Here is a 2,604-nt window from a genome sequence, read left to right on the forward strand (position 1 = left end):
GGCCGCTCCAGCAGGTCGACGTCGAAGCCGGTGCCGAAGATCACCGCGTCGAAGCGCTCGCTGCCGGCCGCGGTGGTCACGCGCACGCCGTCACCTTCCGGCTGCACGTCCAGCCAGGGCGTGCCCAGGCGCAGCGTGAACGCCGGCTTGGCGTCGCAGCGGCGCACCGTCTCCCAGGGCGGGGGTACCTGCTCGTCGAAGATGTAGGTGTAGAAGCGCCACTTGCGCGCATCGTCCAGCGCTTCGTAGCCGCGGAAGAAGCCGGGGAACGAAGTCCACTTGCTCTTGTTCACCTGCGGCAGGAAGGGGCGGCGCGCGAACAGGTCCACCGCGGCGCCGGCTTCCAGCGCGCAGGCCGCATTGTCGAAGGCGGAGGCGCCGGCGCCCAGCACGCCGACGCGTCGCCCGCGCAGCGCCTCGAAATCGATCGCGTCGGCGGAATGGAACACGCGGCCCGCGGCCAGCGGGTCGTCGCGCCGCAGCGAGGGAAAGGACGGCCAGCGCGGGGCGCCGCTGCCTTCGCGCCCGAGCGCCAGCACCAGCTTGCGCGTCCACACCGTCTCGCTGCCGGCGGCGGAGCGCAGCGTCGCGCGCAGCAGCCCGCCTTCGTCCGCCACCGACTCCAGCGCCACGCCGTTGTCCACCCGCAGGCCCACCGTGTCGCGCACCCACAGCAGGTAGTCGCGCCAGTCCAGGCGGCCCACCTTGTGCAGCGCGGCCCAGCCTGCCTCGCCGTGCTGCGCCTCGTACCACGCGCGGAAGGTGAGCGAGGGCACGCCGAGGTCGGGGCCGGTGAGGTGCTTGGGGCTGCGCAGCGTCAGCATGCGGGCGAAGGTGCCCCAGGGGCCTTCCTCCCCGCGCGGGCCGCGGTCGATCACGCGCAGGTTTCCGACGCCTTCGCGCAGCAGCGCGTAGGCCGCCGTCTGGCCGCACATGCCAGCACCGACCACCAGGGCCTCCAGCACGGGCTGGCCCTGCGGGCCGGTGGCCGGTGGCACCCAGTTGGCGGGCGGGAAGTTCAGGCGCGCGAGGTCGGCGCGGGCGTCGCGCGCCAGCCGCGCCAGTGCGTCGGGGTTGCGGGGGCTCGCGACGGACTGCGCGGGCACCGGAGGGAGCTCGGGAGAAACAGGAATCACAGGCTGATAATCCGCGGATGACGATTCAACTGGACTGCTATTACAGCCTGTCATCGCCGTGGGCCTATTTTGCCGGGCCGCAACTGCAGGACATCGTGCGGCGCCATGGCGCGCGGCTGGTGCTCAAGCCCTACGACTTCCAGGCCGTCGTGGTGCAGACCGGCGGCATCCCGATCCGCACCCGGCCGCCGGCGCGCCGCAGCTACCACGCGGAGGAGCTCGCCCGCTGGCGCGACTACCTGGGCATGCCGCTGAACCTGGAGCCCAAGCACTACCCGCAGTCCATGCCCGCCGACCCCGAGTGGAACAAGTACGCGGGCTGGATGGTGATCGCCGCGCAGCAGCAGGGGCTGGACGCCTTCGTGCTGTCGCACGCGCTGCTGCGCGCCCTGTGGGCCGAGGAGCGCGACACCTCGCAGGCCGAGGTGCGCATCGCGGTGGCCAACGAGAACGGCTACGACGGCGCCGCGCTGCACGCGCTGGAGCGCACCGAGCCCGTGCAGCGCGAATACCAGCGCTTCAGCGAGGAGGCCGTCAAGCTCGGCGTATTCGGCGCGCCGACCTTCATCATCCCGGGCCATCCCGAGCGCTGGTGGGGGCAGGATCGCCTGTTCTTCGTGGACCGCGCACTGGAGCGGCTGCGCACATAATCCCCGCATGCGCATCCGCTTTACCAAGATGCAGGGCGCGGGCAACGATTTCGTCGTGCTCGACGAGACGCGCCAGCGCCTGAACCTCACGCCGGCCCAGTACCGGCAGCTCGCCGACCGCCACTTCGGCGTCGGCGCCGACCAGATCCTGAGCGTGCGGCCCGCGCCCGCCCCGGGCGTCGACTTCGAATACGTGATCCACAACGCCGACGGCGGCCAGGTGGAGCAGTGCGGCAACGGCGCGCGCTGCTTCGCCCGCTACGTGGTGGACAAGGGCCTGGCCCAGGGGGAGCGCATCCGGGTGCAGACGCTGGGCGGCGTGATCGAGCCGCGGCTCAATGCCGACGGCCGCGTCACGGTGGACATGGGCGCGCCCGTGTTCGACCTGCCCGCCGTGCCCTTCGACGCCGCGGGATTGAGCCCGCACCGCGAGGGCCAGTGGCAGAAATGGCACCTGGCGCTGGAGGTCGATGCGGAGTCGGAGATCGTGGCCGTGGCGGTGCTCTCCATGGGCAACCCGCACGCGGTGCAGGAAGTGGCCGACGCCGACCAGGCGCCGGTGCGCACCCAAGGACCGGCCATCGAGCACCATCCGCGCTTTCCCAAGCGCGTGAACGCGGGCTTCATGCAGGTGCTGGACCGCGGGCGCATCAAGCTGCGGGTGTGGGAGCGCGGCGCCGGCGAGACGCTCGCCTGCGGCACCGGCGCCTGTGCCGCCGTGGTGGCCGGGATCCGGCTCGGGCGGCTGGACGCGCGGGTCGACGTGGAAACGCGCGGCGGCCTGCTCACCATCGAATGGGCCGGCGGCGGCGCCCCGG

3 protein-coding genes are annotated in these 2,604 nt (G+C 72.6%); 2 read left to right on the forward strand and 1 reads right to left on the reverse strand.

All coding sequences use genetic code 11. The features are described 5' to 3' along the window. On the reverse strand, positions 1–1,106 hold a 1,106-nt coding region (locus VFM98_RS04390; RefSeq protein WP_325108678.1), incomplete at its 3' end, for an NAD(P)/FAD-dependent oxidoreductase. Positions 1,107–1,153: 47 nt separating this feature from the next. On the opposite strand from VFM98_RS04390, the gene VFM98_RS04395 reads away from it, so the two are divergent. Then, positions 1,154–1,786, forward strand: coding sequence for a 2-hydroxychromene-2-carboxylate isomerase (locus VFM98_RS04395; protein WP_325108679.1), 633 nt, complete (start codon positions 1,154–1,156; stop codon positions 1,784–1,786). Between the two features lie 7 nt (positions 1,787–1,793). Beyond that, positions 1,794–2,604, forward strand: an 811-nt coding sequence (dapF, locus tag VFM98_RS04400) for a diaminopimelate epimerase (protein ID WP_325108680.1), incomplete at its 3' end; no start/stop codon positions are given.

Origin of the sequence: Ramlibacter sp., from assembly GCF_035706265.1 — a bacterium.
Taxonomy (GTDB): domain Bacteria; phylum Pseudomonadota; class Gammaproteobacteria; order Burkholderiales; family Burkholderiaceae_C; genus Ramlibacter.